Annotated in this window: 28 protein-coding genes and 2 tRNA genes; 17 read left to right on the plus strand and 13 right to left on the minus strand. The window is 65.8% G+C overall.

Annotation, left to right across the window (positions count from 1 at the left end; translation table 11 throughout):
- Window positions 1-141 precede the first annotated feature (141 nt).
- On the minus strand, window positions 142-849 hold the full coding sequence (gene pdeM / locus ACFSX5_RS12030) for a ligase-associated DNA damage response endonuclease PdeM (RefSeq protein ID WP_386833713.1): 708 nt from the start codon (window positions 847-849) through the stop codon (window positions 142-144).
- On the minus strand, window positions 846-3,335 hold the full coding sequence (locus ACFSX5_RS12035) for a ligase-associated DNA damage response DEXH box helicase (RefSeq protein ID WP_386835637.1): 2,490 nt from the start codon (window positions 3,333-3,335) through the stop codon (window positions 846-848). Before ACFSX5_RS12035 ends, pdeM begins: the two co-directional genes overlap by 4 nt.
- A gap of 279 nt (window positions 3,336-3,614) precedes the next feature.
- On the opposite strand from ACFSX5_RS12035, the gene ACFSX5_RS12040 reads away from it, so the two are divergent.
- Both ACFSX5_RS12040 and ACFSX5_RS12045 read left to right on the plus strand, forming a co-directional pair.
- Complete coding sequence (locus ACFSX5_RS12040; RefSeq protein WP_386833714.1) at window positions 3,615-3,905, plus strand: DUF6460 domain-containing protein; 291 nt, start codon at window positions 3,615-3,617, stop codon at window positions 3,903-3,905.
- Complete coding sequence (locus tag ACFSX5_RS12045; RefSeq protein ID WP_386833715.1) at window positions 3,905-4,576, plus strand: hypothetical protein; 672 nt, start codon at window positions 3,905-3,907, stop codon at window positions 4,574-4,576. Before ACFSX5_RS12040 ends, ACFSX5_RS12045 begins: the two co-directional genes overlap by 1 nt.
- A 954-nt stretch (window positions 4,577-5,530) precedes the next feature.
- Here the strand turns inward: ACFSX5_RS12045 and hemA are convergent.
- Window positions 5,531-6,811, minus strand: a complete 1,281-nt coding sequence (gene hemA / locus ACFSX5_RS12050; protein ID WP_386833716.1) for a 5-aminolevulinate synthase — start codon at window positions 6,809-6,811, stop codon at window positions 5,531-5,533.
- Between the two features lie 313 nt (window positions 6,812-7,124).
- On the opposite strand from hemA, the gene ACFSX5_RS12055 reads away from it, so the two are divergent.
- From ACFSX5_RS12055 to ACFSX5_RS12065, 3 genes are all read left to right on the plus strand, one after another.
- Entirely contained in the window at window positions 7,125-8,417 is a 1,293-nt protein-coding gene (locus ACFSX5_RS12055; RefSeq protein ID WP_386833717.1) for a hypothetical protein, read from the plus strand.
- A 371-nt stretch (window positions 8,418-8,788) separates the two neighbouring features.
- Complete coding sequence (locus tag ACFSX5_RS12060) at window positions 8,789-9,559, plus strand: SDR family NAD(P)-dependent oxidoreductase (RefSeq protein ID WP_386833719.1); 771 nt, start codon at window positions 8,789-8,791, stop codon at window positions 9,557-9,559.
- A gap of 132 nt (window positions 9,560-9,691) precedes the next feature.
- Complete coding sequence (locus tag ACFSX5_RS12065) at window positions 9,692-10,360, plus strand: OmpA family protein (RefSeq protein ID WP_386833720.1); 669 nt, start codon at window positions 9,692-9,694, stop codon at window positions 10,358-10,360.
- A gap of 65 nt (window positions 10,361-10,425) precedes the next feature.
- Here the strand turns inward: ACFSX5_RS12065 and ACFSX5_RS12070 are convergent, their stop codons facing one another.
- Both ACFSX5_RS12070 and ACFSX5_RS12075 read right to left on the minus strand, forming a co-directional pair.
- Window positions 10,426-10,725: a hypothetical protein gene (locus ACFSX5_RS12070; RefSeq protein ID WP_386833721.1), complete on the minus strand. Its 300-nt coding sequence runs from the start codon at window positions 10,723-10,725 to the stop codon at window positions 10,426-10,428.
- Entirely contained in the window at window positions 10,725-10,982 is a 258-nt protein-coding gene (locus tag ACFSX5_RS12075; protein ID WP_386833723.1) for a hypothetical protein, read from the minus strand. The genes ACFSX5_RS12070 and ACFSX5_RS12075 overlap by 1 nt, the downstream gene beginning before the upstream one ends.
- A 141-nt stretch (window positions 10,983-11,123) precedes the next feature.
- Between ACFSX5_RS12075 and ACFSX5_RS12080 the strand changes: the two genes are divergently transcribed.
- The gene (locus ACFSX5_RS12080; RefSeq protein ID WP_386833724.1) at window positions 11,124-11,516 is read left to right on the plus strand and encodes a PRC-barrel domain-containing protein; all 393 of its coding nucleotides are present in this window, start codon (window positions 11,124-11,126) and stop codon (window positions 11,514-11,516) included.
- A 91-nt stretch (window positions 11,517-11,607) separates the two neighbouring features.
- Here ACFSX5_RS12080 and ACFSX5_RS12085 read toward each other — a convergent pair whose 3' ends face one another.
- Window positions 11,608-12,537 carry an aldo/keto reductase gene (locus ACFSX5_RS12085; protein ID WP_386833725.1) on the minus strand — a complete coding sequence of 310 codons (930 nt, stop codon included), beginning with the start codon at window positions 12,535-12,537 and terminating at the stop codon, window positions 11,608-11,610.
- 111 nt (window positions 12,538-12,648) lie between these two features.
- Window positions 12,649-12,723 (minus strand) — tRNA-Thr (locus ACFSX5_RS12090).
- A gap of 97 nt (window positions 12,724-12,820) precedes the next feature.
- On the opposite strand from ACFSX5_RS12090, the gene ACFSX5_RS12095 reads away from it, so the two are divergent.
- The 10 genes from ACFSX5_RS12095 to ACFSX5_RS12140 all read left to right on the plus strand — a co-directional run bounded on the left by ACFSX5_RS12095 (window position 12,821) and on the right by ACFSX5_RS12140 (window position 19,526).
- Window positions 12,821-13,012 (plus strand): hypothetical protein, encoded by a 192-nt coding sequence (locus tag ACFSX5_RS12095; RefSeq protein WP_386833727.1) that lies wholly within the window; start codon window positions 12,821-12,823, stop codon window positions 13,010-13,012.
- 137 nt (window positions 13,013-13,149) lie between these two features.
- On the plus strand, window positions 13,150-14,442 hold the full coding sequence (gene murA, locus ACFSX5_RS12100; protein ID WP_386833728.1) for a UDP-N-acetylglucosamine 1-carboxyvinyltransferase: 1,293 nt from the start codon (window positions 13,150-13,152) through the stop codon (window positions 14,440-14,442).
- Window positions 14,443-14,512: 70 nt separating this feature from the next.
- Window positions 14,513-14,887, plus strand: coding sequence for a VOC family protein (locus tag ACFSX5_RS12105; protein WP_386833729.1), 375 nt, complete (start codon window positions 14,513-14,515; stop codon window positions 14,885-14,887).
- A gap of 569 nt (window positions 14,888-15,456) precedes the next feature.
- Window positions 15,457-15,891 (plus strand): DUF2948 family protein, encoded by a 435-nt coding sequence (locus ACFSX5_RS12110; protein WP_386833731.1) that lies wholly within the window; start codon window positions 15,457-15,459, stop codon window positions 15,889-15,891.
- Window positions 15,892-15,897: 6 nt separating this feature from the next.
- Complete coding sequence (hisD, locus tag ACFSX5_RS12115; protein WP_386833733.1) at window positions 15,898-17,190, plus strand: histidinol dehydrogenase; 1,293 nt, start codon at window positions 15,898-15,900, stop codon at window positions 17,188-17,190.
- A complete protein-coding gene (locus tag ACFSX5_RS12120; RefSeq protein WP_386833734.1) occupies window positions 17,187-18,158 on the plus strand; it encodes a UPF0262 family protein in 972 nt (323 codons plus the stop codon). Before hisD ends, ACFSX5_RS12120 begins: the two co-directional genes overlap by 4 nt.
- A gap of 75 nt (window positions 18,159-18,233) precedes the next feature.
- Window positions 18,234-18,452 carry a translation initiation factor IF-1 gene (gene infA / locus ACFSX5_RS12125; RefSeq protein ID WP_046103343.1) on the plus strand — a complete coding sequence of 73 codons (219 nt, stop codon included), beginning with the start codon at window positions 18,234-18,236 and terminating at the stop codon, window positions 18,450-18,452.
- 9 nt (window positions 18,453-18,461) lie between these two features.
- Window positions 18,462-19,100 carry a Maf-like protein gene (locus ACFSX5_RS12130; protein ID WP_386833735.1) on the plus strand — a complete coding sequence of 213 codons (639 nt, stop codon included), beginning with the start codon at window positions 18,462-18,464 and terminating at the stop codon, window positions 19,098-19,100.
- A complete protein-coding gene (gene yacG, locus ACFSX5_RS12135) occupies window positions 19,100-19,282 on the plus strand; it encodes a DNA gyrase inhibitor YacG (protein ID WP_386833736.1) in 183 nt (60 codons plus the stop codon). Before ACFSX5_RS12130 ends, yacG begins: the two co-directional genes overlap by 1 nt.
- Before the next feature lie 168 nt (window positions 19,283-19,450).
- Window positions 19,451-19,526, plus strand: a tRNA-Phe gene (locus ACFSX5_RS12140).
- Window positions 19,527-19,547: 21 nt separating this feature from the next.
- On the opposite strand, the gene ACFSX5_RS12145 is transcribed toward ACFSX5_RS12140, so the two are convergent.
- The 5 genes from ACFSX5_RS12145 to ACFSX5_RS12165 form a co-directional block, all read right to left on the minus strand.
- On the minus strand, window positions 19,548-19,697 hold the full coding sequence (locus ACFSX5_RS12145) for a hypothetical protein (protein WP_386833738.1): 150 nt from the start codon (window positions 19,695-19,697) through the stop codon (window positions 19,548-19,550).
- A 125-nt stretch (window positions 19,698-19,822) separates the two neighbouring features.
- Window positions 19,823-22,246 (minus strand): malto-oligosyltrehalose synthase, encoded by a 2,424-nt coding sequence (gene treY / locus ACFSX5_RS12150; protein ID WP_386833740.1) that lies wholly within the window; start codon window positions 22,244-22,246, stop codon window positions 19,823-19,825.
- A 168-nt stretch (window positions 22,247-22,414) separates the two neighbouring features.
- On the minus strand, window positions 22,415-22,570 hold the full coding sequence (locus ACFSX5_RS12155; protein WP_386833741.1) for a hypothetical protein: 156 nt from the start codon (window positions 22,568-22,570) through the stop codon (window positions 22,415-22,417).
- 161 nt (window positions 22,571-22,731) lie between these two features.
- Window positions 22,732-22,905 (minus strand): hypothetical protein, encoded by a 174-nt coding sequence (locus ACFSX5_RS12160; protein WP_386833742.1) that lies wholly within the window; start codon window positions 22,903-22,905, stop codon window positions 22,732-22,734.
- Window positions 22,906-23,031: 126 nt separating this feature from the next.
- Window positions 23,032-23,196: a hypothetical protein gene (locus ACFSX5_RS12165; protein ID WP_386833744.1), complete on the minus strand. Its 165-nt coding sequence runs from the start codon at window positions 23,194-23,196 to the stop codon at window positions 23,032-23,034.
- Window positions 23,197-23,402: 206 nt separating this feature from the next.
- Here ACFSX5_RS12165 and uxaC point away from each other — a divergent pair, with 206 nt between their 5' ends.
- Window positions 23,403-24,818, plus strand: coding sequence for a glucuronate isomerase (gene uxaC / locus ACFSX5_RS12170; RefSeq protein WP_386833745.1), 1,416 nt, complete (start codon window positions 23,403-23,405; stop codon window positions 24,816-24,818).
- Here the strand turns inward: uxaC and ACFSX5_RS12175 are convergent.
- Window positions 24,815-24,985, minus strand: coding sequence for a hypothetical protein (locus ACFSX5_RS12175; RefSeq protein ID WP_386833747.1), 171 nt, complete (start codon window positions 24,983-24,985; stop codon window positions 24,815-24,817). The two genes, uxaC and ACFSX5_RS12175, sit on opposite strands and share 4 nt — an antisense overlap.
- Between the last annotated feature and the right edge of the window lie 125 nt (window positions 24,986-25,110).

Here is a 25,110-nt window from a genome sequence, read left to right on the forward strand (position 1 = left end):
GTCACCCCGGCCTTGAGCCGGGGCCCATCTCGAGATGGCTGAACGGCCGCCAGGTGGATGTGCAGGCAGGCCAGGATGGATCCCCGCCTCCGCGGGGATGACACGCGGTGGGGGTGGCCGGCAGATGCCACTCGCCCGAGCCTACCCCCGCACCAGTCGCTTCGGGCTCACCGGATAGGTGCGCTCGCGCCCCAGCATCACCACCTCCAGCGCCGGCCAGTGGAACAGCCCGAAAAAGGCCGGCGACAGAATGTTGAGCGAACCGGTGGCGCTGCCATAGGCGGGCAGGATCATCAGCCGGTTGTCATGGACGAAACACGGCCGCCGTGCGGTGCGCCCTTCCATATGCACCCGCGCCGAGGGATGGAGGTGCCCCGCGATCATCCCCGCGGCATTGCGCTGGGGCTCGTGCGTCAGGAGCACGCCGGCGAGTTCCACCTCGTTCATGCAGCGGCCGCCCAGGGCATGCGGCCGCGGATCGTGATTGCCGCCGAGCCAGATCCACTCCGCCATATCGGTCAGCCGATCCACCCGCGCCCGGTCCGCCTCGAGCAGCGTGGTGGAACCTTCATCGCGGTGGAAACTGTCGCCCAGCGCCACCACGCGGCTGGCGCCGGTCCGGCGCATGTCCGCTTCGAGCTTTGCCAGCGTCAGCCCGGTATCGTAGGGCGGCAGCATCTGCCCGTGCCGGGCGTAGCTCGACAACTTCTCGAGATGCAGGTCGGCAACCAGCAGCGTCTGCTGGCCGTGCCAGAAGAGCGCGCCCGAGGGCAGGGGTTCGAAATTGTGTCCCGAAAAGCGCAAGATCGGGGTCTCCGTGATCTCGGCCCGGATGAATGGCTGGTTCAACTCCGCCCCAGCGCCTCGCGCATCAGTTCGTCGGCTGCCTCCGCCATAGCAGATTCGCGCCCCTCACCGAAAATGGGTTCCCGCCCGATATCGAGCATCACCGGCACGGCCAGCGGTGAAATCCGCGTGAGCGGCTTGTGGACGATATGGGTGCGGATGCGCTTCAGCATCTGCCCCAGCCGCTCGATGTCGAGCAGTCCACGCGCCGCATCTCGCCGCGTCGCCTGGATCAGGATGTGGTCCGGCTCGTGCTGGTAGAGCACATCATAGATCAGGTCCGAGCTCATGGTGATCTGCCGACCGGTCTTTTCCTTGCCCGGATGCCGCCGCTCGATCAGCCCGGCAATGATCGCGCAGTTGCGGAACGTCCGCTTCATCAGCGCCGATTCATCCAGCCAGTCTTCGAGGTCGTCGCCCAGCATGTCCTCGCTGAACAGTTCGTCCAGCGACAACCGCCCGGTGCGGATCAGCCCCGACAGGTCACCCAGCCCCCAAATGCCGAGTGAATATTCGGACGCAACGAACCCCAGCGGCCGCGCCCGCGCCCGCTCCAGCCGCCGCGTCAGCAGCATGCCCAGCGTCTGGTGCGCCAGCCGCCCCTCGAACGGGTAGCAGACCATGAAGTTCTGCGTCCCGCGCGGAAACGTCTCCACCAGCAGGCTGTCGCGCTGCGGCACCACCGACACCTCGCGCTGCAGCCTGAGCCAGGTTTCCACCTGCTCCGGCAGCTTCCGCCATTCCTCCGGCGAATCCATGATCCGCCGCACCCGCTCGGCGAGATAGGTCGACAGCGGAAACTTGCCGCCCATGTAGGAGGGGATCTTCGGGTCCGTCGCCTGCGCCCGGCTGACGAATGCCTCGTTCTCCCGCAGCCCCTCGAAGGCCACCACTTCGCCGCCGAAGATGAAGGTGTCCCCCACCTGCAACTGGCCGAAGAACGACTCTTCCATCTCCCCCAGCACCCGGCCGCCATAGCCGATCGGCCCGGTTACCGCACCCCGCTTGAAGCCGCGACCGCGCACCAGCCGCACCTTCACCATCGGCTCCTCGATGATGGTGCCGGCATTGAGCCGATATTGCTGCGCCACCTGCGGATGGGCGATCCGCCAGCGCCCGTCCTCGGTCTGCCGCAGCCGCGCATAGCGCTCATAGGCCCGCAGCGCATAGCCGCCGGTCGCCACGAAATCGAGAATGCGGTCGAACTGCCCGCGCGGCAGCTCGCGATAGGGCCATGCCCGCCTCACCTCGGCATAGAGATCGTCGGCATGGAACGGCTCGGCGCAGGCCATGCCCAGCACGTGCTGCGCCAGCACGTCATAGCCGCCGGCGATGGGGTCCTCGCTGTCCTGGTGACCCTCCGCCACCGCCTCCACTGCCGCCTCGCATTCGAGCACCTCGAAGCGGTTCGACGGCACCAGCAGCGCTCGCGACGGCTCGTCCAGCCGGTGGTTGGCGCGGCCGATCCGCTGCAGCATGCGCGACGAGCCCTTGGGCGCCCCCACCTGCACCACCAGGTCCACATCGCCCCAGTCGATGCCGAGGTCGAGCGTCGAGGTACACACCACCGCCTTGAGCGCACCCGACACCATCGCGCTCTCGACCTTACGCCGCTGCTCCACCGACAGCGACCCGTGGTGGAGCGCGATCGGCAGCATGTCCTCGTTGATGTTCCACAGCCCCTGGAACAGCATCTCCGCCTGCGAGCGGGTGTTGACGAACAACAGTGTCGTCTTGTGCCGCTTGATCACCTCGTAGAGCTCGGCATGGGCATAGTTCGCCGAATGTCCCGCCCAGGGCAGGTGCTGCTCCGTCTCGAGGATCTGTAGTTCCGGCGCCGCCCCGCCCTTCATCACCAGGAGTTCCGTTTCGCGCTCCGGCAGCGGTGCCGCGATCCAGTCGCGCAACAGGTCCGGCCGCGCCACCGTGGCGCTCAGCGCCGTGATCTGCAAATCCGGCGCATGCGCCGCGATTCGCGCCAGGGCCAGCGACAGCAATTCCCCGCGCTTCGACGTCACCAACGCATGCAGTTCGTCGAGCACGATGCGCTTGAGCGAACCGAACATCAGCTCGGCATGCGGATGGCTGATCAGGAGCGCCAGTTGCTCGGGCGTCGTGAGCAGGATCTGCGGCGGCTTGGTCCGTTGCCGCACGCGCTTCGATGCCGGCGTATCCCCCGTCCGGGTCTCGGCCGAAATCTTCAGCCCCATCTCCAGGATCGGCGCATTGAGATTGCGCTGCACGTCCACCGCCAGCGCCTTGAGCGGCGAGACGTAGAGCGTGTGCAGTCCCTCGAACCCGCCGTCGGCCAGGTCGCTCAGCGTTGGCAGAAAGCCCGCCAGCGTCTTGCCGGCGCCGGTCGGCGCGATCAGCAGTTGTGATCGCCCCTGCTGCCAGCTCCCGAGCACCCCCAACTGATGCTCCCGCGGCCGCCACCCCTTGCGCTCGAACCACTCGGCAATGATCGGGGGCAGGGTGGCGGTCACCACAGAACTCCGCGCGCCGAACTCCACCCCACCCTCACTCCCTCCCCATCAAGGGGAGGGAGGCGCAGGGCTGTGCTGCCAGTGTTCATCGTCTCCCTCCCCCGTGTGGGGAGGGATCAAGGGTGGGGGTATCGATCTCGCCCCAGCCACCGCAACGGCACCTCCCCCCTTGCGGGGGAGGCTGGGAGGGGGGTGATGCCGCAAATAGACTCAAGCGCGCGCTCTTCTGCAAATCGCCACAAAGCCTATATGATATCCATTGCGCCGGAAGGGAGCTTTCACATGACCGACACCACTACCGATCGCCCATCCCGCTCCTTCGGCGAGCGGCTCTTCGGGGGCAATCCCGCCGGCGTCATCCTCCGGCTGGTGATCGTCTCGCTCCTGGTCGGTTTCGTCATGCAGAGCTTCGGCTTCGATGTCCGCGACCTCGTGCGCGGCGCCGTCGACATCTTCCGCGATGCCCTGCGCGACGGCTTCCGTGAGTTCCGCCACATCGGCAGCTACATTCTTACCGGTGCAGCCGTCGTTATCCCCATCTGGCTGCTGCTGCGCCTCACCCGGCGCCGCTGATGGCCGAGCGCCTTCGCCTCACCCCCGCCGAGGCGTTGCAGCGCCTCGTGCCGCACATCTCCGAAATGCAGTCGGAAGCGGACGGGCATCGCATCGCCATCGGCCTTGCCGGTGGGCCCGGCGCCGGCAAGTCGACGCTGGCGGCCGAACTCGTCAACCTGCTCAACGTTGTGCGCACCGGCTCTGCCGCTCTGGTGCCGATGGACGGCTTCCACATGCGTCACGCCAAGCTCGAGGCGCTGCAGGAAACCCACCGCAAGGGGGCGCCCCACACCTTCGAGGGCGCCGCCTTCGTCGATTTCCTCCACCACCTCAAATCCGCCACCGGCCGGGTCAGTGGCCCCGGCTACTCGCGCGAGATCGAGGACGTCGTCGACGACGCCTTCACCGTTGCGCCCGAAGTCGGCGTGCTGATCGTGGAAGGCAACTACCTGCTGCTGCCCAGCCCACCCTGGGCCGGCGTCCGCCCGCTGCTCGACTACGCCGTCTATCTCGACGTGCCGCGGGACCTCGTCGAGGCGCGTCTGCTCCGGCGCCACGCCGAACACGGCCTCTTCACCGAAGAGCGCAACCGCGCCCACATCGCCCGCAACGACCTGCCCAACTACGACCTCGTGGCCACGTCGGCCGACCGGGCCGACGTGGTCTTCGAACTCGTGGTCGAGCGCTGATCTGCCTCCGACCTCACCCCGGCCTCGAGCCGGGGCCGATCCTGAGAGGCTTGTGCCGGCAGGGCGTTACGTCTGTGCCTCTGTTCTCGGCACCGGCCGCCCTGTCTCTCCGGCCCTCCGTCCCGGCGCCGCATAGAGGTGTTCGGGCACGCGGCTCGGCATTTCGACGGTGGCGCGGCACCATGGGCAGCGCACGGCGGCCCGGGGCCACGGCTCGGCACATGATGGACACTGCCTCAGGGCGGACATAACGGCATACCTCCTCGCTTCTCGCACATGCGGAGCGTGAAAAAGTGTTTTCGGAACAGGGTTCTAGAACCCACTACCTACATCGGCCGCGGGACACGGAACTTCAACTGCGACCAAAGGTCCATTGCGCTGGCGGGGGCGTCGGTGGCGGAAACAGCAGAAGAAACGCGAGCCCATCGGCTCCTTCTTCCCCTCACCTCTCCGGGGAGAGGGGGCAGGGGTGAGGGGCTGCTGCCACCCAGCCTCCAACTTATCCGTTCCTTCGCCCCTCTCCCCTGAGGGGAGAGGGTAGGGTGAGGGGTTCACCTTCACGGCAAGAACACCGGGGGTAAACCCCTCACCCGCCGCTCCGCGTCGACCTCTCCACTCAGGGGAGAGGTGAGAAGGGCCAGTGGCAGAGAAGTATGAAGCAGTACGCGAGCCTATCGGCTCCATCTTCCCCTCGCCCCTCCGGGGAGAGGGGTCAGGGGTGAGGGGTTCACCCTCATGGATTTCTCCATGGGGCCCCACACTTCCCACACCTCCGATGTCACCCCGGCCTTGAGCCGGGGCCCATCCCGAGATGCCGGAACGGCCGCCAGGTGGATGTGAGATACCTAAGGATGGATCCTCGCTTACGCGGGATGACACCGGGTGCGACTTGAGCGCAATGCTCCAGCCAGTCGCCTACCTGGAGCCCACGCCCGAGTGGACGAGGTCCAACAATCACCCGCCCACCGTCGGCAGCGTCAGGTCGCCACTGGTCAGCTTGTTTGCGGTAATCGCCGCATCGGCCTTCTCACGCGGCAGCTCAAGGCTGGTCCACACGCTCACCAGGGCATGGCGCAGCGCGAAGATCATTTCGTCCGTGTGCAGCGGAGTCGGGGTGATCCGCAGGCGCTCGGTGCCTTTCGGGACCGTCGGGTAGTTGATCGGCTGGATATAGATGTTGTGCTTGTCGAGCAGCATGTCGCTGGCCGCCTTGCACTGGCGCGCGTCACCCACCAGCACCGGCACGATATGGGTCGGCGTGTCCATCACCGGCAGGCCGGCATCGGCAAGGATCGCCTTGGTCAGCCGCGCCTGACGCTGGTGCATCAGCCGCTCATGGTCGGATGCCTTGAGGTGCTCTATCGAGGCGCGGGCAGCCGCACAGAGCGCCGGGGGCAGGGCAGTGGTGAAGATGAACTCCGGCGCATAGGAACGCACTGCGTCGATGATCGACTTGTTGGCAGCGATATAGCCACCCATCACGCCGAAACCCTTGGCGAGCGTGCCTTCGATCACATCGATCCGGTCCATCAGCCCGTCGCGCTCGGCAATGCCGCCGCCGCGCGGTCCGTACATGCCCACCGCATGCACTTCATCGATATAGGTCAGCGCGCCGAACTCTTCGGCCAGGTCGCAGATTTCCTTGATCGGGGCGATGTCGCCATCCATCGAATAGACGGATTCAAAGCAGATCAGCTTCGGCCGCTTGCGGTCCGTCGCCGCCAGCAGGTCGCGCAGGTGCGCGACGTCGTTGTGGCGGAAGATCTTCTTTTCCATGCCCGACTGGCGCACGCCCTGAATCATCGAGGCGTGGTTGAGCTGGTCGGAGAAGATGATGCAGTCCGGCAGGAGCCGGGCAATGGTCGAGATCGCCGCCTCGTTGGAAACGAATCCGGAGGTGAACACCAGCGCCGCTTCCTTGCGGTGCAGGTCCGCGAGCGAACGCTCGAGCTCGACCAGCGGCCGGTTGGTGCCGGAAATGTTGCGCGTGCCACCGGCGCCGACGCCGAGCTTGGCTGCGGCCTCCTGCATCGCCGTCACGGTCTTTTCGTGCTGGCCCATGCCCAGATAGTCGTTGGAGCACCAGATGGTGATCTCGCGGGCATTGTCCGAATCGTCGCGATAGATGGCATTGGGGAAGCGCCCGGCGATCCGTTCGAGATCGGCGAACACGCGGTACCGCTTTTCGGCGCGCAGCGCGTCGACCGCATCTTCGAATATGCCGCGATAGTCCATGAGGCTCGTCCTTCTTGCGCCGGCTTGCTTGGCTGGCACTCTTGTCTTCCAGTCTCCGGCCTTGCGCGTTGACCTAGGTCAAGTGGCTGCGGGTCGGAAGCTAAGCCCTTGAATCGCCTCACGGAGAGGCGAAATCTTGAGAGCCATTCTAAAGTGTGCCTCACCGCTTGCCAATGCGTCAGGGTGGCACGCCAGCCACACCCGATAATCAAGATGATGCGGCATTAACCCGCCCAAACAGGGGGTGTTGCCGGTTTCAGCGCGAATTACTACGCTCCCATCATGGTCCAGAGGACCAGGGGGGACGTTTATTGTGAAGAGTTTTTCCGGCAGTAATACCGCCGCGGAGCATGACGAGGCCCTGCTCTGGGCCGCCCGCGCCGTCCGCAAGAATCCGCAGGCCCTGTTCACCAACTTCCAGTGGTATCTCTACCACTCCAAGAACACCGTCTATTTCACTGCCTTCTCCAGGACACCGCTCGACAAGCAGGCGCTCGACAATTTCGTCGCCGAAATGGTGTCGCTCGCGCCGCAACTGACGCATGGCTTCGTCGGCGCCCTGCCGGGGCAACCCTTTCCCAAGCACATTCTCGATGCCATCACCTCGGTGGCCGAGGTCGATGAACTCGACGAGTACCCGGACAAGTGGCTGGGCAAGGGGCTCGACATCTTCGAGCGCAAGGATCTGCCGCTGTTCCGGGTCTATGCCGTCACCCGCCGTGGCGGCCCCGACGCCCAGGGCCGCTCCGCTGCCGTGCTGGTGCGCTCGAGCCATGCTTTGCTCGAGGGCCACGATTCCTCGCTGCTGACGCGTTCGCACTCCATCGCGCGCAGTTCGGTGTCCACCCGGCCCACAAAGACCAAGATCCCGCTCAAGCGCCGGTTCGGCCTGGCGCTCGGCTCCTTCATGATGACGGCTCTCACCGTCATTCTTGCCCATGCCACCCCGGTGCCGGAAAAGCAGCTCGGCTTCCGCTCGCTCGCCATCGAACGCTCGCGCATCCGCGCCGTCGCCAACAAGCTCGGCGTGCGCCAGCGCGCGCTGATGTTCGGCCTCATCACCCAGGCGCTCAACGTCGCCGAGAAGGGCCCGGAGGCCAAGGTGATCTCCGCCGCCTACACCATGCTCGACAATTCCGAGCGCTTCGAAGACGACGACGACCAGTTCCGCGTCCGTGCCCTCGAGACCAAGTTCCAGGTCAAGGGCGATTTCGTCGACTATGTCCGCGGGATCGACCAGACCCTGACCGAGGTGGAAGCCAAGGACACCACCACCTTCCAGCTCATGATCATGGGCATGTTCGGCATGATGCGGAAGACGGCCCGGGTGCTGCCCTTTCTCTTCAGCGACCGCCTGTTCCGCTACAACCGGTCCACCGACGTGGTGCTGACCTTGGTGCCGCCGCACCGCATGTACGGCAATCTCACCAAAAGCCTGGTGGAGCCCGTCTATGTCGGCTCCTTCCACCCCAGCGCCAACCTCTGCACCTTCGTGCCCAACCGCGAGTTCATCACCCTGAACTTCGCCATGGAAGCCAGCTACCTCCAACGCGTCGACGACATCCTCACCCTGCTCGAAAGCACCGAGGCGCGCGAGCCCGTCTGACCGAGAGCTTCCCCGCTCCTTCGTCATCGCCGGGCCCGTCCCGGCGATCCACTCTCCACCGGCACAATGTCTCCCCTCTCCGATCTCTCAACCCCTCCCCCTCCCAGGAGGAGGTAAGGTGGGGGTACCGCACCATCCAAGCGGAAGATGAGGAGACAAGCGAGCGCTGCCTCGAGGGAAAGCTCCAATGTTCATCGTCTCCCTCCCCCTTGTGGGGAGGGATCAAGGGTGGGGGTGTCGCCCCCTCATCGACCCCATACCATCCGTCAGCCCTCCGCAGACCGTTTGAGGTACGTACCTCACCTGCACTTGCAGCCCGCCCGCAGGAACGCTACCAAGAACCAAAGCCCACCGATCGCGGACCTCTGACCATGACCAACTTCGCCGACTATCCCAGCCTGTGCGACCGGCCCGTCGTCATCTCCGGCGGCGCCTCCGGCATCGGCGAGTCGCTGGTCCGCAACTTCGCCGCCCAGGGCGCCCGGGTGGGCTTTGTCGACATCGCCGATGAAGCCGGGGAGCGCCTCGCCTCCGAGCTCACCGCCGCCGGCCACGCCGTCCGCTTCACCCGCTGCGACATCACCGACATCACCGCCTACCAGGCTGCCATCGACGGCTTCGCCGGAGCCCACGGCGACGCTCTGGTGCTGGTCAACAATGCCGGCCACGACGAGCGTCATGGCTGGGCCGAGGCGACCCCCGCCTATTGGGACGACCGCATGGCGGTCAATCTCAAGCACTATTTCTTCGCCATCCAGGCCGTCGCGCCCGGCATGATCCGGGCCGGCGGCGGCGCCGTCATCAACTTCGGCTCGATCAGCTGGATGGTGATGTCGCCGCGCATCCCCATCTACGAAACCGCCAAAGCCGCCATCCATGGCCTCACCCGCTCCATGGCCCGCGAACTCGGCAAGTCCGGCGTCCGCGTCAACACCATCGCGCCGGGCTGGGTGATGACCGAGCGTCAGCGCACCCTCTGGCTCGATGCCGAGGGCGAAAAGCAGCTCGACCAGAGCCAGGCACTTGCCGGCCGCGTCATGCCCGACGACGTTGCCCGCATGGCCCTCTTCCTCGCCGCCGATGACAGTTCAATGATATCAGCGCAGCAATTCCTCGTGGATGGCGGCTGGGCCCACACCTGAGAGCGGTCATCAGCCGTTCAGCCAGCGTTCATCGTTGTTCATCTAGCTGACGACGAGGGCAATAGTCTTACCACGGTGCTGCCGTATTCCGCGGCCACCAAGGCCACCGAACGAATCCTTCAGGGGGATACATTGAAGAAGTCGAAGTTCCTGGTCGCGCTCGCGGCCACGCTGGCGCTGACCGCCTGCACCACCACCAATCCCTATACCGGCCAGTCTCAGCTCTCCAACACCGCGGGCGGCACGCTGCTCGGCGCCGGCGGCGGCGCCGTTGCCGGGGCGCTGGTTGGCGCTGCAGTGGGCGGTGATCCGCGCGTCGGCGCCCTGATCGGCGCCGGTGTCGGCGGCCTCACCGGTGCGGCCATCGGCTCCTACATGGACCAGCAGGAAGCCGAACTGCGCGCCCAGCTCCAGGGTACGGGCGTGTCGGTCACCCGCGTCGGCAACCAGATCATTCTCAACATGCCGTCCAACATCACCTTCGCCACCGATTCCTCGACGGTGCAGCCGCAGTTCAACTCGACGCTCGTCTCCGTTGCGCTGGTGCTCAAGAAGTTCGACAAGACCATTGTCGACGTCTACGGCCACACCGACTCCCAGGGCGACGACGCCTACAATCTCAGCCTCAGCCAGCGCCGCGCTGTTGCCGTGGCCACCATCCTGTCGAGCCAGGGCATCGACCAGCGCCGCTTCTATATCGAGGGCAAGGGCGAGACCGCCCCGATCGCCTCGAACGCCACCGAAGCCGGCCGCGCCCAGAACCGCCGCGTCGAGATCCAGCTCTCGCCCATCCAGGGCTGATCCAGCCGCACTAAGCAAAAGGGCCACGCATCGCGTGGCCCTTTTTTGTTGGAGCGCCGTGCCCGTCAGCTCTGCGGAGCCACCGGTTCTACCACCGGTGCAGCCGTGGGCGTGCCCGGCTGCACCTCGGTGCTCGGCGCCCCGTTGAACAGCTGCAGCACGAACAACAGCGCGATCACGATCGCCATGCCGATCAGCCCATAGAGCCACCAGTTCGTGGGCCCGGTAGAGCCCACCGTCGGTTCATGCTCGTTCGCCACCTTGAGCTGCGAGCCATCCGGCACGTCCACGCGCGCACCGTTCTCGTCGGTCAGGAAATCCACCTCGGCCACGGTGGGGGTAGGGGCCTTGGGCGCCGTCGCCATCAGTAATCTCCCTTGAATACGGTGTCTGCGCCCACCCCCGACTGCACGCCCTCGCGCACTTCGGCGATAGCGGCGTCGATCTCCTCGGCGTCGATGCCGAGATCATCGCCTTCCTGCTGCGCCCCTGTAACTTCCGCCTTGAGTTCGTTGAGCAGCGCGATCTTTTCGCGCGCGGTGAACAGGGAGTTGTGGGCGATCTCCATGGGGCGCAACCGTTCCTTGCCGCCCTGGCGATCCTTGAGGCTGTCGAAAGCCATAGCACTCTCCTTCGGCAAGAAAAAAGCCGTCGAAAGCTCAATGCAGTGGCCCGATCACGGTTCCGCTTCGGACCGGTGATCGGGGAACCACGCCACAGGGCATGCGTTCTTTCTGCACACCGCAAACGAGAGGAGTCAGAGATGGCTTACGACGACATCCGCAAGGCTGACGCCGACGTCCACGAGACCCATGACCTCATCGCCTCCGACAAGGTGGAAGGCACCAAGGTCTTCGATCCGCGCGGCGAGCATATCGGCTCGATCGAACGCATTCTGGTCGAGAAGCGCAGCGGCAAGGTGTCTTACGCCGTGCTGAGCTTCGGCGGCTTCATGGGCATCGGTCACGAACACTATCCGTTGCCCTGGTCCAAGCTGAACTACGACGAAAGCCTCGGTGGCTACCGGGTGGACGTGACCAAGGAGCAGCTCGAGGGCGCGCCGCGCTACGATCGCGACAATGACGACGATTACTGGACGGCCGAGAACGGCCGCCGGGTCTACGACTATTACGGCGTAGCCCCGTACTGGATCTGACCGCGCCCCCGGTCAGATATTTTCAGCACGAAGTAATGTTTATCGCCCCCGGCGCTCTTCGGAGCGCCGGTTTTCGTTTGGGCAGCCGCGCTTAGGGCACGGTATGCCCCGCCGCCCGGAACAGTCGGTACCACTCCTCGCGAGTCAGCCGGATGTCGGCCCCGGCGGCGCTGTCGCGCACCCGCTCCGGTCGCGTGGTGCCCAGCACCACCTGGATATTGGCCGGGTGCCGCACGATCCAGGCGATGGCAATGCCGGTCGGCGTCACCCCGTACTGCGCTGCCAGTTGGTCCAACGTCTCGTTGAGTTCGCGGTAGGTATCGTAGTCGCCAAGGAAGATCCCCTTGCCTCGCCCGGCGTGGAACGGCGACCACGCCTGCAGCGTCATCCCCTTGAGCCGGCTGTAGTCGAGCAGCCCGACGTCACGCGACACCGACTGCTCGAGCTCGCCCATATTGGCAGCGATCCCCTGGGCGATCAGGTTGGCATGCGTCAGGCTCAACTGCATCTGGTTGAACAGCAGTGGCTGCCGCACGGCCGTCTTCAACAGCTCGATCTGTCCCGGCGTATGATTGGACACCCCGAAATGCCGCACCTTGCCGGCGGCCTGAAGCGTGTCGAACGCGGCCGCCACCTCTTCCGGCTCCACCAGTGCATCCGGCCGGTGCAGCAACAGCACGTCGAGGTAATCGGTCCGCAGGGCCGCCAGCGACTCGTCCACAGACTTGAGGATGTGCTCGGCCGAGAAATCGAAATAGCCGCTGCGGATGCCCACCTTGCTCTGGATCTGGATGCGCTCGCGCTCCGCCGCCGACAGCCGAACTGCCTCGCCGAACCGCGATTCGCTCCGATGCGGCGCGCCGCCGTAGATGTCGGCGTGATCCAGCATCGTGATTCCCGCCTCGACTGCCGTGTCGAACAGACGACGGATCGCGGCATCCTCCATCTCGGCGATGCGCATGAGCCCGAGCACCAGGCTCGGCACGCTCAACCCGGCCCCGGGCACGCTGTAGGTCTTCATCGGTTGGTCCTGGCAAAATGGCGGGCAGCGCCATCAGGACACCAGAAGCCCCCCGGAGGCAACCCGGTGGGCACCGATCGCAACGACGGTAACAGCAGACAAGCAGGAAACTGGTGCTGCCGGTGAGGATTGAACTCACGGCCTCTCCCTTACCAAGGGAGTGCTCTACCACTGAGCTACGGCAGCGAAAATCTGCCGGGGCTTGGCCGTCCGGCGGAACGGGGGCTCTACTGCCATAGCCCCCCGCTCGACGCAAGGCCAAAAAGCGCCTATGAGCACCCCGATGCCGAACACCAGACTCGGGCACAGCATGAGCAAGTCCGAACAGGCCCTGTTGCGTGAGCAAAGATTGGCCGCAAAGCTTCGAGAGAACCTCAAGCGCCGCAAGACTCAGGCGCGGGCGCGATCGGATCGCGATGCGCTGGCGCCTGAACCTCCTGCGGCTCCCGAACCGGGCACGGTCAAGAAACCGTAAACCAATTTCGGGCGAACTGTTCGCATCGTACATACGCTGAGCGCGGCGAGTCTGGTCTACGGGACAAAGAAGACTTGGCCTACCTCCCTTTCAGGTAGCAGACCCCACAAGGGTCGCCATTCAGGACCAGGACAAACATGGATCGAATTCGTTTGGTGGGTGGCAACGAGCTTCGGGGCGAAATCCCCATCTCGGGCGCCAAGAACGCCGCCTTGCCGCTGATGATTGCCGCGCTGCTCACCGATGAGCCGCTGGTGCTCGAGAACGTGCCGCGCCTCGCCGACGTCAAGCAGCTCGAGCGCATCCTCGAGAATCACGGCGTCGACATTGCCGTTCACGGCCGCCGCCGCGGCGAGGCCGAGGGCGTGGGCCAGCGCATGACCTTCCATGCCGCCGACATCGTCGACACCACCGCCCCCTATGATCTGGTCTCGAAGATGCGCGCCAGCTTCTGGGTCATCGGCCCGCTGCTCGCCCGCTGCCACGAGGCTCGCGTGTCGCTGCCCGGCGGCTGCGCCATCGGTACCCGCCCGGTCGACCTGTTCCTGTTCGGTCTCCGCCAGCTCGGCGCCGAAATCGACATCGACGAAGGCTATGTCGTCGCCCGCGCCCCCAAGGGCGGGCTCAGGGGCGCGACCGTCAGCTTCCCCAAGGTTTCCGTCGGTGCCACCCACACCATCCTGATGGCCGCCACACTGGCCCAGGGCACCACGGTGATCGAGAACGCCGCCCAGGAGCCCGAGATCACCAATGTCGCCGAGTGCCTCGTCGCCATGGGCGCGAAAATCTCAGGCATCGGCACCCGCACCCTCACCGTCGAGGGCGTGGAAAAGCTCCATGGCGCCACCGTCCAGGTGATCCCCGATCGCATCGAGACCGGCACCTTCGCCATGGCTGCGGCCATGACCGGCGGGGACGTCCTGTTGCGCGGCGCCCGGGCCGAGCACCTGCAGTCCGCCCTCGACATCCTCGCCCGCACCGGTGTCTCCCTGAGCGCCGAAGCCGATGGGCTGCGCGTCCACCGCAATGGCAACGGCATCCAGCCGGTCGATGTCGAAACCGAGCCCTTCCCTGGCTTCCCGACCGACCTGCAGGCCCAGTTCATGGCCCTGATGACCATGAGCTCCGGCACCTCGCAGATCCGCGAGACCATCTTCGAGAACCGTTACATGCACGTGGCCGAACTCGCCCGCTTCGGCGCCGATATCTCGGTGGATGGCCAGGTCGCGACCATCCGCGGCAAGGCGCAGCTCAAGGGCGCTCAGGTCATGGCCACCGACCTGCGCGCCTCGGTGTCGCTGGTCATCGCCGGCCTCGCTGCCCGCGGCGAAACCGTGGTCAACCGCATCTATCATCTCGACCGCGGCTTCGAGCGCCTCGAAGACAAGCTCTCCCGCTGCGGCGCCGAGATCGAACGCGTCTCCGGCTGATCCGCCGGCTGGCGCCACGCCAGCGCATCGCCTAACCTCTCCCCGCGATCACGACCGAGGGGAGGGGTTGATGGCAAGAAAGCACGGCGTCTTCGTCTGGAACGAGCTGCTGACCACGGACGTCGAGAAGGCCAAGGCCTTCTTCGGTGCCACGCTGGGCTGGAGCTTTCGGGAGCGTGAGCTCGACGGCCAGCCCTATGCCGTCATCTGGTCCGGCGAGGAGATGGTCGGCGGTCTCGGCGCGCTCGAAACCGGTGACGTGGAAACCACCCAGTCCTACTGGATCGCCTTCATCGAAGTCACCGACATCGACGAGCGCTTCGCCACCGCCCTCGAACACGGCGCCACCGCCATCCGCCCGCCCCATGACGTCGAGGGTATCGGCCGCGTCTGCGTCCTCCGCGACCCCACCGGCGCCGCCATCGGCTGGATGCAGGGAACGTGAGCTCGCGGCACGCCCCCACCCAACCTCCGCCGCGAACGGGGGAGGGGCTGCATCGAGCCTGCCTCGCTGCCCAACCACCCACCGCCTCGTCCCTCCCCGCTCGCGGGGGAGGTTAGGTGGGGGCCGGCAAACACCAGCCTCGAATCTATCCCCCTTATCCCCAGCCCCTCCACCTCATGCATACTCCACCTCATGCATACTCCCCCTCATCTCTTCCGCATGGGGCGGCCTGCCGCGACCAGTGGCGGAAGGACGGCCGGGCAGGGGGAGGTCCCTCTTTCCCTGGGCTCTGGGTGAGCCGCTCAGGTTCGGCGAGGTGCGGTAAGGCCCGCACCCCCTGTCCGAAATGGAGTCGTCGCGCCCCGTTCTAAAATCCCGGCGCCCCGAGGCGATGTCGTCTCACTAAATAAAATCTCAGAGGCGCCGCCGCCTCGGGGCTCCGCCTTCAACCGAACCGACGGGCCGAACCCGGCGGCCATCGCCGCTTGCCCGTTGCAGCCACATTGCCCATATCGTGTTCACGCTGTAGACCGAGGCTGTCGCCGCTCACCCCAGACTCAAGGCCGAACATGACCGACCTGAAGCTCATTGCGCTCGACATCGAAGATCTGCAGATCATTTCTGCCCATGTGCAGGATGCCGTGGTCCGTGTCGCCGACATGGGCTATGCCCGGGCCGACCGGCGCTTCGCCCTCCTCATGAACCGCTTCGACTGGACCTCGGTCGGCGGGCGCCGCAGCAAGGGCCTGCGGAAGCGCGCGGCGTTGCATTTCGATGCCGTTGGCCATGTGGCTTATGCCGGCTTCGATCCCAACGCTGCCGACGGGGTGCTGGAGCTGCTGGCCATTACCTTCACCCCGGCAGACGCGCCCGCCGGCATCATCGAGCTCAGCTTCGCCGGTGGCGGCACCATCCGGCTCGGCGTCGACTACGTTGAAGCCCGCCTGACCGACCTCGGCGCCGCCTGGGCCGCCGCCGGCCAGCCCCGTCACGCCCTCGACTAGGTCGCCATGCCCGTTCGTCTCGATACCGCCGATTCCGATTTCGATGCGCGTTTCCAGGACCTCCTGGATAGCAAGCGCGAATCCAGCCAAGACGTCAGCGACACCGTTTCCCGCATCATCGCCGATGTGCGCGCCCGTGGCGATGCGGCAGTCCTGGAACTGACCAACAAGTTCGACCGCACCAACTTCGCGGCCGCCGACCTGCGTATTTCGCCCGAAGAAATCGAGCAGGCTTCCGCACAGGTGTCCGAAGAGGTGCGGACGGCGCTACAGACGGCGCATGATCGCATCCGAGCCCATCACGAGAAGCAGAAGCCCGAAGACCACGTCTACCAGGACGCGCTCGGAGTAACGCTTGGCACTCGTTGGACCCCGGTCGATGCCGTTGGCATCTATGTCCCGGGGGGGCTCGCCACCTATCCCTCGACCGTGATCATGGGCGCCGTGCCGGCCAAGCTCGCCGGCGTCGAGCGTATCGCCTTGGCCGTGCCAACCCCTGGCGGCCAGATCAGCGCCTCCATCCTGCTGGCAGCGCAGATCGCTGGCGTGACGGAGATCTACCGAATCGGTGGCGCCCAGGCGATTGCTGCTCTGGCCTATGGCACCGAAACCGTTGGCCGTGTCGACAAGATCGTCGGTCCAGGTAATGCTTATGTTGCGGCGGCGAAGCGCCAGGTGTTCGGCCAGGTAGGCATCGACTCGATTGCAGGTCCCTCCGAAGTCCTCATCATCGCCGATGGCTCCGCCAATCCGGCCTGGATTGCGGCCGACCTGATTGCCCAAGCCGAACATGGCGGTGGCGCCCAGTCCATCCTCGTCACCACGGAAAAAGGCCTCGCCGACTCCGTCGCCGCCGAGGTCGACCGCCAGCTTTCGCTTCTGCCCAAGCAGCAGATCGCCCGCGAGGGCTGGGAAGAGTTCGGCGCCATCATCACGGTCGCTTCCCTCGAGGAGGCCGCCAGCCTCGCCAACCGCATCGCCTCGGAGCATGTGGAGCTGGCGCTCGATGATCCGCAGTCGATCCTGCCGGCCATCCGGCATGCCGGTGCCATCTTCCTTGGTCACCACACCCCCGAGGCCATCGGCGATTATGTCGGCGGCTCCAACCACGTGCTGCCCACCGCCCGCTCGGCACGCTTCGCCTCCGGGCTCGGCGTGCTCGACTTCATGAAGCGCACCTCCATCCTCGGCTGCGATCCGACCTCGCTCTCGGCCCTGGCGGAGGCGGCCGTCGCCATCGCCGAAGTCGAGGCGCTCGACGGCCACGGGCGCTCCATCTCCATTAGGCTCAACCGTTGAGCATCTCGATGGAGGCCCAGGCGAAGCCTTCCGACAGCGATCGCCTGGTGACCGTCACGCTTGATCCCAACACCATCACCTCGATCGACCCCGACGAGGTGCATGAGTGGCGCATCGCCATCTACGACCTGCTCGAGGAAAATTCCTTCCGCCCCGCTCGCGTCGACGCCAAAGGGCCCTTCGCCCTCCACGTCTCGATCATCGGCAACTCCATCGTCCTCGACGTCCGCCATCCCGAGACCTTCCAGCCGATCGCCGCGCACTACCTTTCGCTCACCCCGTTCCGCCGGCTCATCCGCGACTATTTCCGGATTCGCGAGGCCTATTACGAGGCCATCCGCTCGGCGCAGCCCTTTCAGATCGAAACCGTCGACATGGCGCGCCGCGGCATGCACAACGAGGCGGCCGAACTGCTGCGCACTCGGCTCCACAACAAGCTGATCATCGACCTCAACACCGCCCGGCGCCTGTTCACCCTGATCTGCGCCGTGCAGCCCTATGCCAGCCGGATCGACGAATCCAAGAGCGAGTTGCCGACCGTGCTCTTTGTCTGCTCGATGAACTCGGTCCGTTCGCCCATGGCCGCCGCGCTCGCCCGCCAGGCCTTTCCCGGCCGCATCATCGCCCGTTCCGTGGGCGTCGACGGCGGCAAGGCCGACAGCTTCGTCCATGAAGTCATGGAGGAGGTCGGCGTTGATATGAGCGTGCACACCCCCCATATTCTGGATGAACTCGTCGCCAACCGCTTCGACCTCGTCGTCACCCTCTCGGACGACGCTCCCGATGCCGTGGCGAAGAAGGGGCTCGAAGCGGGCGCCGTCGAACACTGGCCCACCCCCGACCCGTCGCTGGTCGAGGGTAGCCGTGACCTCGTCCTCAACGCTTATCGTGAACTTCGTGACCAGTTGCGCCTCAAGGTGCGCGAGCGCCTCGAGCCATTGGTTTCCGGTGGTTCACAAAGTCCCTGAATTCGAGTAGGTTCCGCGCGCTTTTCGACCCCGGCGCCCGGTGAATGTGTGCGCGGGGTCTTTTCTGGAGACAGTATGGCCAAGGAAGAAGTGCTCGAATTTCCGGGCGTGGTAACGGAATTGCTTCCCAACGCGACCTTTCGCGTGAAGCTCGAGAACGATCACGAAATCATCGCCCACACCGCCGGCCGCATGCGCAAGAACCGCATCCGTGTCCTCGCCGGTGACAAGGTCCTGTGCGAAATGACGCCCTATGACCTGACCAAGGGCCGCATCACCTACCGCTTCAAGTAAGCCGCGCCCATGGCCAGCCGTCCGGACCTGATCCTGGCCTCCGCCTCGCCGCGCCGCCTTGCCCTGCTCAATCAGATCGGCATCGAGCCCGAGCACCTGGTGCCGGCCCATGTCGACGAAACGCCGGAAAAGGGCGAGCTGCCGCGGCACCTGGCTATCCGCCTCGCCGAACTCAAGGCGCTGACCGCCCAGCACAAGGCCCGCTCCGCCGGCTTTGGGCAGGGGGCGCTTGTGCTCGCCGCCGACACCGTGGTTGCCGTCGGTCGCCGCGTGCTGCCCAAGGCGGAGACCATGGAAGAGGCGTCCGATTGCCTCCACATGCTCTCCGGCCGCACCCATCGCGTTTATACCGGACTGACCCTGCTCACGCCCTCCGGCGCACGCCGCCAGCGGCTGGTGGAAACCCGCGTCCGCTTCAAGCGTCTCACCAGCAAGGAGATGGAGGCCTATCTCGCCAGCGCCGAGTGGCGCGATAAGGCGGGTGGCTATGCCATCCAGGGCATTGCCGGCGCTTTCGTGGTCAAGCTGGTGGGCTCCTATTCCGCCGTGGTCGGCCTGCCCTTGCATGAGGTGGCCCAACTGCTCGCCGGCGAGGGCTACCCCGTTCACTTCAACTGGCTCAATCAGTCGAGCCTTTCGGGCGTCTGATGGCCGAGAAGCGCTGCCCAATCTGCGGCAAGCCCACGGTGGAAGAGTTCAAGCCCTTCTGCTCCAAGCGCTGCGCCGATATCGACCTCAACCGCTGGCTCAGCGGCACCTACGTTATCCCCGCCCGCGGCGACGACTCGGGCGATACTGACGAGGACGCCGACTACCAGGAGGAAGAGTAGCAAGGAGCGCGGAGTCCTCTCGCCCTTTCCGAGGGAGAGGCCACCGAGAGCGGCCTTTCCACAGGCTCGAACCTGACCCATGCAAGCGCTTCTTTTCACGCTTGCGCCCTACAAACCCTTCCCCTATAAGGCCGCGTGGCTCGCAACCGGCACGCCGGAAGAGCCCTTGCCCGGGTAGCTCAGTTGGTAGAGCAGCGGATTGAAAATCCGCGTGTCACTGGTTCGATTCCGGTCCCGGGCACCATTTTCCCAAGACCCTCCAGCCCTACAGACCGTGCCGCACGGCTGCTTCGGCCAGCGCGTCGATGCCCTGCTGGGCACGGCGAGCCTCGTAGTCATTGTAGAACAGCGCCGCCAGAAGCGCGGCGGGCATGGCGAGGCAGAGCAGGGCGGCGGCGATCAAGAGGGCAACCATTCTGGTTCTCCAGCAGAGTTCGTTCGTTTCACCCTCAACTGCCCAGCTAGCTGATTGTTCCAACACCAAAATCTCAGCCGCCGGTCGTCAGCATCCTGTCAGCGAGCCGTCAGCAGCGAAGCCTCTCACGCGCTCGCCAGCACCCAGACCGGCCCTCCCGTCGATCCAAAGGCGGTGGGCAGGTCCGCCAACTGCGGCAGCATTGTGCTGTGCCCACGTGACAGGTCGGCGATCACCACCACGGACTTGTCCCCATGGCTGCGGCGGAAGGCTATGATGTCCTCACCAGCATCAATGGGCTCGTAGCTGCCCGCAGAGAACACCTCCGGCAACCGGCAACGCAGACGGAGGAGCGTCCGGGTGAGCACAATCTTCTCGTCCCGGTTCTTTTCCGGTGAGGCCAGCCGCTCCTTCAGGCGCGCGAAATCCACCGGCCGGCGGTTGTCGGGGTCGACGAAGCTCTGCTCCCAGTCTTCGCCTCCGCGGTAGATGTCCGGCACGCCGGGAATGGTCAGCTTCAGTGCCGCCTGCACCAGCGCCTTGCGCCGCCCGACAGCCTGGATGCGCTCGCGCACCGGGTGAAAATCCTCGAGAAACCTTGCGTCACCGAGCAGGGCGTCGATCAGCCCGAATACCTGCTCCTCATACCCGGTGTTGTTCACGCCCCAGTCGCTGCGCTCCCGCGCCTCGCGCACCGACTTCATCATCGCGTCCTTGAGCCGCTGCGCAAACTCGTCTCCCACGTCCCCTACGGGCCAGCCGCCGACCAGCAACTGAAACAGCAGGTAGAGATCGTTCGGATGTACCGCGTCCGCCGCCGGCGAAAGCCGCTGCCGCCAGCGGTTCACCGCCTCGCCCCAAAGCTCCGGCTCATCCGCTATCGCAGCGATGAAGGCGCGCACATCCTCGCCACGCTTGGTGTCATGCGTCGATGTCGCGATCATGCAACTTGGATGTGTCACAAGCCGCCGGCGATTGCTGTCGTGGAACGCCGCGATCGAAAGCGAGAACCGGTCCGGATGCGCCCCGACATCGTTCAGCGACACCAGCCGGTTGTAGCGATAGAGGGTGGTGTCCTCGAGACCTTTGGCCATCACCGGCCCGCTATACTGCTGGAACCGCCCCCGGGCGAGGCGCAGCGCCTCCGGGTCATATCCGCCCTCGAGCGTGCCGCAGAGGACCCTCTCGACGAAATCGAACGCTATCGGCTGTACCTGCGGCTGCGTCCGCCGCGCCAACGCCAGCGCCCGGCCGATCTCTCGCCGGTCCCGGCTGCTTACACCTTCGCCATCGGCATAGGTGCGATAAACCGACAGATGCGCCACGGTCTCGCGCAGCACCCGCCGCATCTGCAACTCGGTCAGGTCCCGCGTCTCCGGCACAGACCAGGCGAGCGCTGCGAAGCGCTTCGCCAGCGATTCCAGCTCCGCCGCGAGTTCGTTGTCCATCACCCGGAGCTTGGTGCGGTACTCCTCCTGGTCCGGCTCCGTGACCTCGCCCACGAAGTCAGCATAGGCTGCCGTCAGTGCCGGTTCCGCCTCCGCCCGAGTGACCAGCCGGATCAACTCTGCGCCAGCCTCGTACCCGGTGGTGCCATCCACCGGCCAGTCCGGCCGCAACTGCTCGTGCGGCGCCAGTATCTTCTCGATCAGCAACCAGATCGGCCGCGGCGACCGCGCCCGCAACTGCTCCAGATACCGCTTGGGATCGAGCAGCCCATCGATGTGGTCGATCCTGAGACCATCCACCAGCACCTCGGCGATCAGCTCGAACACCAGACGGTGGGCATGCTCGAAGACCTCGTCGCGATCGATGCGGATGCCGGCGAGTTCGCTGTTCACGAAGAAGCGGCGATAGTTCATCTCGTCGCCGCCAGCGCCGAAATGCACCAGCCGCCAGTGCTGGCTGGCAATCAGCCGGTCGAGCGCCCCCCAACTCGCGAAATCGCCCTCGTGGCCGGTGTGCGCCGTCACGGCAGCATCGGCACTGCCATACTGCTCCACCAGCGCCGCTGCATCCTCCGGCCGCACCGGCAGCTTGTCGTTGTCATAGACCCAGACGGCGAAGCCATCCTCGCCATCGGACTTGAGTCGGATCTGCCCCGCCGCCAGCGCTTCGGCATAGGTCGAGCCCAGGAACGGCACCAGCACCTTGCCAGTCGCTCCCGGTCGCCCCGCGGACCAGTCGACGTCGAACCACTCGGCATAGCGGCTCGCCTGCCCATGCTTCAGCAGGTCGAGCCAGATCGGGTTCTCGCTGCCGCCGACACCCACATGATTGGGCACGAAGTCGAGCAGAACGCCCATGCCCCGCTGGTGCAGCGCATCCGCCAACGCGCGGAATTCTGCCATGGTCCCGAGTTCGGGGTTGAGCTGCGTATGGTCGACCGTGTCATAGCCGTGCGTGCTGCCGGCTCGCGCCTTGAGGATCGGCGACAGGTAGGCGTGACTGACCCCCAGCTCCTCGAGATAGGGCACCAGCGCCAGGGCATCGGCGAAGGTGAAGTCCTTGTTGAGCTGCAGGCGGTAGGTGGCGCGTGGGGTGATCATAGCGGCCGCCCCCGTCTGGTAGGCCACGCACTAGGGCAGCCCGGCGCAGCATGGCGCCGGGTAGGATTCGCGGGGATCATGGGCATTGGTCCAGGTGTCGGGCCCGGTCTGAACGGCAGCGGGGAGAGTTCGTTCCTCGCCCTGCCGTGGGTGACGGAGACGTGCGCCTCAGCGCTTGCGGTCCTTGTCGGTGCCGCTTCCGCCCGGCTGCTCCTGCTTGCCACCGCCGTGCTTGTCGCCCAGATCGTCGATGTTGTCGTCCTGCTGCTCACCCGGATCGGTCTCGAGCGGTGCCGGCTTGCTCTTGATGTCCTTGTCGGCCATGGCGATCTCCTTCGCTATGCCCATCCAACAGGCAGGCGGCGCCATCGGTTCCGGCCAAGAAAAAGCCCGGACACCATTGCTGGCATCCGGGCTCTCTGACGTACGGACCGGGCTCGGCGCGGGTCGCCGGGAGGGAGGGACGGCGCCCCGCGTCGGGGAGACTAGAGCCGCTCGATCCGACGGAAAGCGTCGGCGTCGATACCGAGGGTCCTCAGGTGCTTGGCCTTGGGCGTCCGACCCGCTTCCACAGCCGCGGCGGCAGCGGCGGCGCTGCCGAACACATCGGCGATGGTACCGAGAGTCGCAAACAGACGATTGTTGCGCAGGGCGCTCATGACCAACTCCTTGGATGGACCCGATCAACATTTCCGGGCCGCTTTCATGACCCCTAGATGGGCCCATGAGCGGTCATCGGGTAGGGCTCGATCGGTCAAGCCAGCCATGCGCTGGGGGTATGCTGGCTAGAGCACCATCCCCAGCATGGTTGCAGCCACCGCCACGATGCCCATGGCAGAAAGTCCCGCCGCGACCAGCATGCGCTGTGTGTGGTCAATGCGGCCTGCACGCCGCGCGAGCCGCCTCGCCGACTCGACAAGTGTGGGATCATGGGTATCGAGATTGGCCATCTGGCACCCCCTTGCTGGCCGGTCGCCGACCGGCAGTTGTGGGCAGCCGCCTTGCGCTGTTTCTCACCCTTGCCCAGAGCCTACTCTCTGCCCAGCGCGGGTCGAATGCCGAGCTTCAGATGCGGTTAATTCGAGATAAATGCGATCGATCCGCATCTTGTATGGAAGTCGTTGATCTCGTCGTGCTGTCGTGGCAGAACGGCTGCATGACCCAGCCAGCGCACCTGCACCCCGATCGCCTGTTTCCTTCAGCCGAGCCCGCCCGCGGCATCGCCCGCGAGCTCTATGCGGAGGTGGCGGATCTGCCGCTGATCTGCCCGCATGGGCACACCGATCCATCCTGGTTCGCCGAGAACGGACGCTTCAGCAATCCGGCCGCGCTGTTCCTGACGCCCGACCACTACGTGCTGCGCATGCTCCGCAGCCGCGGCCTCAGCTATGACGATCTCGGCGTGCCCCGCAAGGATGGCAAACCGGTCGCCGAGGGCAGGGCGGCCTGGCGGCTGCTGGCCGCAAACTACCACCTGTTCGCCGGCACCCCGTCCAAGACCTGGGTCGACCATTCGCTCCATTGGGCGTTCGGCATCACCGACGAACTGTCGCCGGAGACGGCCGACCGCATCTACGACACCATCGACGCGGCTCTCGCCACGCCGGAACTCCTGCCGCACGCCATCCTCGATCGCGCCAGGGTGGAAGTGATCGCCACCACGGAATTCGCCCTCGATCCGCTGGTGCACCACCAGAAGATGGAGTCTGCCGGCACCATCGGCCGCGTCCGCACCACCTATCGCCCCGACGACGTCACCGACCCAAGCCGCCCCGCCATTGTCGACAATCTCAAGCGCTTCGGCGAACTGACCGGCGAAGACATCACGCGCTGGGAAGGGCTGATCAACGCCCACAGGAAGCGTCGCGAATACTTCCGCCGCTTCGGCGCCGTCGCCACCGACCACGGCGTTCCCACCGCCAATACCGCCGATCTGCCGCTGGTCGAAAAGCAGGCGCTGCTCGACAGAATCCTCGCCGGCCGTCACGACGCCAACGACGCCGAACTGTTCCGTGCCCAGATGCTGACCGAGATGGCGCTGCTGTCGGTCGACGATGGCATGGTCATGCAGATCCACGCCGGCTCACGCCGTAACACCGATCCGCTGCTGTTCACCGAGCGCGGCCCTGACCTTGGTGCCGACATCCCGGGCACCACCGATTATGTCGGGGGGCTCAAGGCGCTGCTGTCGCGCTGCGGCAACGAGCCGAACCTGCGCATCATCATGTTCGTACTCGACGAAACCACCTATGCGCGCGAGCTTGCGCCGATGGCCGGCTACTGGCCGTCGCTGATGATCGGCCCGCCCTGGTGGTTCCACGATTCGCCGCAGGGCATCCGCCGCTATCTCGACCAGGTGGTGGAAACCGCCGGCTTCTACAATCTGGCCGGTTTCAACGACGACACGCGCGCCCTGCTATCCATCCCGGCCCGCCACGATGTGTGGCGCCGCGAGGTCGCAGGCTTCCTCGCCAACTGGGTCGCCGAGCATCGTCTCACCCGCTCATCGGCAAGCGATATCGCTCGTCACCTGAGCTACCAGGCCGCCAAGGATGCCTACCGCATCAGCTAGGGAGACCGCCACAGCACCAGCAGCACGATCACCACGCCGGTCACGAGCAGCAGCATCAGCCCGCCCAGGCCATTGGCGAGCTGCTGACTCCAGCTCGGCCTTTCCTCGTCGGTCGCGACGATATCTCGGAGCCGCCGCGGATCGTCTTCGATGCCGGGATGCGCCATCTCGACCTCCTCATCGTTCCTGCGCCTGAGGAGAGTGTGCGCCCCAAATAGGTAAACAGCGGTTTCCTTGCCGTCGGCGGTGCGAGTCAGGGTTTCCGTCCTGCCAAGCGTCAACCTTACTGAAG

Origin of the sequence: Devosia albogilva (genome assembly GCF_042685625.1) — a bacterium.
Taxonomy (GTDB): Bacteria; Pseudomonadota; Alphaproteobacteria; order Rhizobiales; family Devosiaceae; genus Devosia; species Devosia albogilva.